Annotated in this window: 4 protein-coding genes (1 of these 4 only partly in view); 3 read left to right on the forward strand and 1 reads right to left on the reverse strand. The window is 67.8% G+C overall.

Annotation, left to right across the window (positions count from 1 at the left end; all coding sequences use genetic code 11):
* Positions 1–4: 4 nt before the first annotated feature.
* Positions 5–2,152: a CHASE2 domain-containing protein gene (locus tag ACWPN8_RS28425; protein WP_492243171.1), complete on the forward strand. Its 2,148-nt coding sequence runs from the start codon at positions 5–7 to the stop codon at positions 2,150–2,152.
* Between the two features lie 41 nt (positions 2,153–2,193).
* Positions 2,194–3,906, forward strand: a complete 1,713-nt coding sequence (locus ACWPN8_RS28430) for a ShlB/FhaC/HecB family hemolysin secretion/activation protein (RefSeq protein ID WP_492243172.1) — start codon at positions 2,194–2,196, stop codon at positions 3,904–3,906.
* Positions 3,907–4,016: 110 nt separating this feature from the next.
* On the opposite strand, the gene ACWPN8_RS28435 is transcribed toward ACWPN8_RS28430, so the two are convergent.
* Positions 4,017–4,676 (reverse strand): cold-shock protein, encoded by a 660-nt coding sequence (locus tag ACWPN8_RS28435; RefSeq protein WP_492243173.1) that lies wholly within the window; start codon positions 4,674–4,676, stop codon positions 4,017–4,019.
* Positions 4,677–5,087: 411 nt separating this feature from the next.
* Here ACWPN8_RS28435 and ACWPN8_RS28440 point away from each other — a divergent pair, with 411 nt between their 5' ends.
* Positions 5,088–6,915 carry the 5' portion of a right-handed parallel beta-helix repeat-containing protein gene (locus ACWPN8_RS28440; protein WP_492243174.1) on the forward strand. Its footprint extends 53 nt past the window's final position, so 1,828 of the gene's 1,881 nt are visible here — the first part of the coding sequence; it begins with the start codon at positions 5,088–5,090; its stop codon lies off the right edge, out of view.

Below are 6,915 nucleotides of genomic sequence, written 5' to 3' on the forward strand. Positions count from 1 at the left end.
GCCGTTGAACGCGATAAGGCTGCCCCGGCGCGCCCGGCTGGTCCTGCTCGGCGCGGTGGCGCCGGCGGTCGCGTCGCTTCTGGTGCTGGCGGCCTCGTCCATGCTGCAGGGGCCGTCGATCGACAGCCTCTATTGGTTGCGGGAGCGGGTGCATGGTCCCCGGCCGGCCCCCGACCCCTCGCCGGTGGTGGTGGTCGGCATCGACGAGGAGACCTACCGCCGCCCGCCGTTCGCCGGCACGCCGCAGGCGCTGTGGGGGCCGCGGCTGGGCACCGTCCTCGGTGCCCTGCTGGATGGCGGGGCGGCGGCCATCGGCCTCGACCTCGTCCACCCGACCTCGGTCGAGACGCTGATCCCGGGCTTCGAGCGCGATTACCTGCTGACGCTCCGCCGCGGCGGCAAAGAGGGGCGGCTGGTGCTGGCCAAGGTCCAGCATCAAAGCGACCCGCTGATGCCCTACCGCGGCTATACGATCGCCGCCGGGGTGAACAATGTCCGCTCGGTCAATCTGGTGGAGGATGCCGACGGCGTGCTGCGCCGGGTTCCGCTGACGCTGTCCGTCGCCGGACCCGACGGCCAGCCGAAGGCCGAGCCCGGCATGGCGGTCGAGGTCGCCTCCCGCGCGCTGAAGGCGCCGCTGGAGCGGGGGGCCGACGGCTCGGCCACGCTGGCCGGCTACCGGGTGCCGGGCGGGGAGGGCAACCGGCTGCTGGTCAACCACGCCACCGCCGCCGGGGCCATCCCGACCTATTCGCTGGCCGACCTCCATGCCTGCGCCGAAGCCGGCAAGGCCGACTTCTTCGCCAGGCACTTCAAGGGCAAGGCGGTGATGGTCGGCACCGTGTTGGATGTCGAGGACCGCAAGCTGTCCTCCAACCGCTGGGTCACCAAGCCGGAGGGGATGAACCTTCCCGAACGCTGCACCCTGCCGGTGATGAGCGAGCTGTATGTCGCCGGCCGCACCCGCGACAGCATTCCCGGCGTCTACATCCACGCCGCCGCCATCTCCAACCTGATGGCGCACGACGCGCTGGAGGAAACCGGCCGGCCGGCCGCCGCTGCCCTGGTCCTGCTGCTGGCCGGTCTGGCCGCGGTGGTGACGCTGGCGACCCGGCCAGCGGTGGCCGCGGCCGGGCTGCTCCTGCTGCTGGCGGGGTGGAGCGGGGTGGCGGTGCAGGCCTTCCAGGGCGGGCTGGTGCTGCCCTACCTGCAGGCGGCGCTGGCGGCGCTTCTGGTCTTCCCGCTGGCGCTCGGCTTCCGTTTCGCCGTGCTCGACCGTGACCAGCGGCACATCCGCAACGCCTTCAAGCTCTACCTGCCCGGATCGCTGATCGACGACATGATCGCGTCGGGCCAGTCGCCCAGCCTGGGCGGGGAAGAGCGCGACCTGTCCATCCTGTTCTGCGACATCGCCGGTTTCACCAGGATGTCGGAGGGGATGGAGCCGGAAGCGCTGGTCGCCGTGCTGAACCGCTATTTCACGGTGATGACCGACATCATCGAGGCGCATGGCGGCTTCGTCGACAAATACATCGGCGATGCCGTGCTGGCGGTGTTCGGCGCCCCCTATGCCATCGACAACCATGCCCGCGCCGCGGTGTCGGCCGCGCTGGCGATGCGTCAGGCGATGGCGGACGACCCGACCCTGCTGGCGACGGCCAGCGGGCGCGGCTCCAACCGCACCGGCATCGCCACCGGTCCGGCGCTGATCGGCAACATCGGCTCGCCGCGCCGCTTCAACTACACGGTGATGGGCGACACGGTGAATCTGGCCTCGCGGCTGGAGGGCGCCAACAAATACTACAACTCCGTGCTGATGGTCAGCGGCGAGACCGTGCGCAACCATGGCGACCCGGAGGCCTTCCGCGCGCTCGACATCGTGCAGGTCGTCGGCCGCAGCGAACCGGTCGAGGTGTTCGAGCCGCTGTCCGAGGCCCGCCGTGCCGATCCCGAGGACCGCGCCCAGCGCGCCGCCTACGCCTCCGCCCTGGACCATTGGCGCGCCGGCCGGTTCGAGGCCGCCGCCGCCGGGTTCCGCGCGCTGGTGGCCGTCGACGGTGCGGCACTGGCGATGCTGCACAAGGCCGAAAAGCGCATCGGACAAACGGCCGGTCCGGACTGGGCCGGCGTGACCGCCCTAACCGACAAATAGCTTTGCGACGACGATCCGTGTCCCGAACCGCCAATTCCGCCATGCTCATTTCCGCGCCTCCCGGCCTCCGGCGGCTCGTCCGCCTGTCCGCCCTGTTGCTGGCCGGTGCAGCCGCTCCGTTGCCGGCGCTGGCCCAGGCGGTACCGCCGGTGCTGCCGCCGTCGCTCGATCCCAACCGGCTGGAGCAGCGCTTCGAGCGTCCGGCCGTGCCGCAATCCTCGCCGGAGATCGAGATGCCGGCGCCGGAGAAGGCACCGCCGCCGCGCGATGCCGAACGCATCTCCTTGACGCTGACCGAGATCCGCATCGACGGCAACAGCGTCTATGACGGCGACAGCCTGTCGGCCCTGTGGCGCGACAAGCTGGGCAAGCCGGTGACGCTGGCCGATCTCTATGCCATCCGCGACGCCATCACCGCGCGCTACCGCAACGACGGCTATGTGCTGTCCCAGGCGGTGGTGCCGGCCCAGCGAATCCGCGACGGCGTGGTCCGCCTGCAGGTGGTGGAGGGATATGTCGACGAGGTGGTCGTCCAGGGCGAGGCAAAGGACCGGCTCGGCCTGCTGCGGCAGTTGGGGGAGAAGATCAAGGCCTCCCGCCCGCTGCGCATGGCCGACATGGAGCGCTACGTCCTGCTGGCCGACGATCTGCCCGGCGTCGCGGTGAAGACGGTGCTGGAGGCGTCGCCCGACACCCCCGGTGCCTCGCGCCTGACCCTGGCGCTGGAGCGCACGCCCTTCAACGGCTTCCTGTCGCTGGACAACCGCGGCACCCGCTCCATCGGCCCGATGCAGCTGACCGGCCTCGCCACCGTCGAGGATCAGCTCGGCCTGTTCGAGCGGACCACTGCGCAGGGCATCGTCACCCCACAGATCCGCGAACTGCGCTTCTTCGACGTCGGGCAGCTGGTGCCGGTGGATGCCGAGGGCACGACGGTGGAGTATGGCGTCCGCCGATCCTGGTCGCAGCCCGGCGACAGCGTGCGGCCGCTCGACCTGTACAGCCTGACCACCTCCGCCCGGGTGGCGGTGTCGCATCCCTTCATCCGCAGCCGGTCGGAAACCCTGCGCGCCGGCCTCAGCGTCACCATCCGCGACAGCCGCACCGACGTGCTGGGCGCCGAGCTGTCGCAGGATCGGCTGCGCATTGTCGCCGCCAACATCTCCTACGATTTCGCCGACGGCTGGGGCGGCTCGAACCTGCTGACGGCGGAGCTGTCCAAGGGGCTCGACATCCTCAACGCCACGGAATCCGGCAGCGCCAACCTGACCCGCAGTGGCGGGCGCAGCGATTTCCGCAAGCTGCTGCTGTCGGCCCAGCGCAACCAGCCCCTGACCGACCAACTGATCCTCGCCCTGTCCGGCGAGGCGCAATACAGCCCGGACCAGCTGCTGTCGTCGGAGGAATACGGGCTTGGCGGCAAGCAGTATGGCCGCGCCTTCGACCCCTCGGAAATCACCGGCGACAGCGGCTTCGCCGGCCGGGCGGAGCTGCAATACATCCTTCCGGTCCAGGAGGACGGGCTGGATTACGCGGTCGCCTATGGCTTCGGCGATTATGGCGCGGTTTACAATTACGAAGGTGGCACGCGCCATGGCCGCCGGTCCCTCGCCTCGACCGGCGTCGGCCTGCGCTTCGGCGTTTTCCAGCGCATCGATGCCAGCGTGGAACTGGCCAAGCCGTTCATCACCACGCCGTTCAGCACGCAGGACCGCGCCCCGCGAGCTTTCTTCACACTTTCCACCAGATTCTGAGGCGGTCCGCCTCCGAACCAAGCCGGTTCCAACCCGATGTCCAACGACCGCCGCGCGGCCGGCCTGTTACGGCCAACCGGCGGCGGCAAGCGCCTGCGTAGGCGGTATCGTCAGATCAGCTCGACCCGCTGGGCGACCGGCGCATCCTCCGACCCGACGGCCAGATAGCGCACGTCCTCGCCATCGGCGACGATGTCCAGGCCGGACTGGCGCAGGGTGGCACGGTCGAAATAGACGGTGGCGCCGTCTTCCCACGGCTCGATCAGGCCGGACTGGCTGTCCAGATTGTACCAGCGCACCGTCCCATAGGCCATCGTGGCCGGACCGGCGGGCTCGGCATGGCGCTCGCGCCGTTCGCGCTGCGGCTTCGGCGGACGGACGAAGCCCTCGCCGCCATCCTCAGGCTGCGGACCCTGTCCGGCGGCCTGGCCGGCCGGCTGCCCCATCGGCTGGCCCATGGGCTGGGACGCCGAGGCGGTGGCGCGCGGCGGGCGCTGGTTGCGGGCACGCGGGGCGGGCGGGGTTTCCGGCGGCGTGGCGGAGTGAATGGCGACGACCTGGGGCCCCTTGGCGCCCTGGGCCAGATCGCAGACGACCGTCGTGCCCTCGACCGGGTTGGGCAGGGAGGCGGCGGCCAGGACCGAAGCGTGCAAGAAAGCCTCGCCGGAGCCATCGGCAAGGCGGACGAACCCAAAACCCTTTTCCGGCTTGAACCACTTTACCGTCGCGGTGACGTTCGTCGCGGTGACGTTCTTCAACTCTTCGCTCAAGACAGGTCCCTTTCACGTCCTGTAGCCGGGGGAGGGGCGGCCCTGACGCTGAACTGGGCGCGGCACCGCTGTATGACCAAGAACAAGACCCCGGCGTCGGTCAGCTTATCATAAAATTCCAGAAAATGGCCAGTCCAGTGATGCCCTGTAACGTGGCGGCGACTGTCGACATCACATGCCGGTCGAGCGATGCTCGTAATGCGCGAACCTGAATAGCGACAGCTTGTCCATAAAGAATGTTCAGTTTCACAATTAATGCCGGATCACATCGCCACCAATTCGTGGCTGTTCATCGCATCCCATAATACCGTTCTTGCAGAGCCCTCCTGTCCATCAGAGGTACTAAGGCCGTAAATAAAATTTTAACTAAAAAATTCGACTCATGCCTCCATCAGAACGGAGGAATGACTTATGACGACCACCGACCAGGCCGCTTTTTTCGTGTCCACCAAGGGCAATGACAGCTGGTCCGGGCGGCTCGCCGCTCCCAACGCCGCCGGCACCGACGGTCCCTTCGCCAGCCTCGAGAAGGCGCGTGACGCGATGCGGGCGGGCGATGTCGACACCACCTATGTTCGTGGCGGCACCTATCGCCTCAACAAGACCTTGACACTCGACTCGCACGACGACGGCCACAGCATCCTTGCCTACGGGAAAGAGACGCCGATCCTCAGCGGCGGAGAGCGGGTGACCGGTTTCACTTATGAAGGCAAAGGCCTCTACTCCGCCAAGCTCGCATCGGCCAACGGCCTGGATGTCAGCATCGGCGGCGTGCGCCAGCATGCGGCGCAGACCGGCGATTTCGATCCCGCGGAGGCGGCCACCAGCGGCTGGCATGTGCTGAAGGCCAATTCGACCGGCGCCAGCAAGACCAGCTTCAACTTTTCGACCGGCGACATCCCGTCGGGCCTGAAGCCCCATGACGGCCTGGTCGTCCAGACATTCGACACGGAACGGCTGAGGGACGACATCTCGCAGGTGAAGTCGATCGACCAGTATCACCACACGGTGACGCTCGACAACTCGGCCTCCTACGCGCTGCGCACCGGCGGCACCTATCGGGTGATGAACGACGCCTCGCTGATCCGCGACGCCGGTGAATTCGGCTGGCGCGCCGGCGACGGCAAGCTGGTGGTGAAGCCGGAACATGCCGCCAGCTTCCAATCGGACGGCGTCGTCGTCGCCCGGCTTGGCACGCTGATCAAGTCCAGCAATGCCAGCAATGTCAGCATCGAAGGGCTGACCTTCTCCGACACCCGCTATGACGGTGCTGCGCTGTCGATGCAGGGCGGGCATGGCAACTCGGTCGGCGGCAATCACTTCGTCAATGTCGGGACCGCGGTCTCGCTCGACGCCACCGACAACAGCCGCATCGCCGGCAACCACATGGAGCAGCTGGGCGACACCGGCGTTTCGATGATCCATGCCGCCGACGGCAACCGCATCTACGCCAACACCATCGAGCATATCGGCCAGATCACCAAGGGCGGGGCCGGCATCGGCGCCGTCGGCAGCAGCAACAGCATGGTCAGCAACAACGACATCACCGACGCCCCACGGTATGGCGTGTCGTTCAAGGAATGGGACGACGGCCAGCTGAACCGCAACAACACCGTCCAGTTCAACAAGATCCACCATGTCGGGCAGGAGACCGCCGACGGCGGCGGCATCGAGATGCTCGGCCGCTCGGCCAAGGACATGGGCTCGGTCATCCGCGGCAACGAGGTGATCGACACCGGCGGTCTCGCCACCGACGGCAAGGGCAACTGGCTGACCGATCACAAGGGCTGGGGCATCTCGCTCGACGATCTGACCAGCGGCGTCATCGTGCGCGACAATTTCGTGAAGGGCTTCGCCTGGGCCGGCATCTATGTTCATGGCGGCGACAACAACCTGCTGGAGAACAATTTCGGCATCGCCAGCCGTCCTGAGGATGCCTTCATCCGCCTGGAATGGGTGCCCAAGGCCGGCGATGAGGCACGCCCCCATGACAACATGGTGATCCACAACCTCGCGGCCGGCGATATGCCGATCGAACAGTATTGGAAGCTGCTCAGCCCGGGCCGGCTGACGATGGACGGCAACGTCGCTGCAAACGGCCGAGCCTTCGGTCCGAACGATGCGGTCTTCAATCCGGGTTTCCGGGACAGCGCGCATGCCGACTACTCGCTGAAGGACAAGGCGCCTGTCCTGGCCCACGGCATTCATGACCTCAGCTGGTCGTCGATGGGAACCGACG

The sequence above is a fragment of the Azospirillum sp. UENF 112521 genome (assembly GCF_058780665.1).

Bases quoted from the DNA above. Each gene is read 5' to 3' on its own strand.
- ACWPN8_RS28430 (WP_492243172.1), top strand. From the start codon at position 2,194: ATGCTCATTTCCGCGCCTCCCGGCCTCCGGCGGCTCGTCCGCCTGTCC.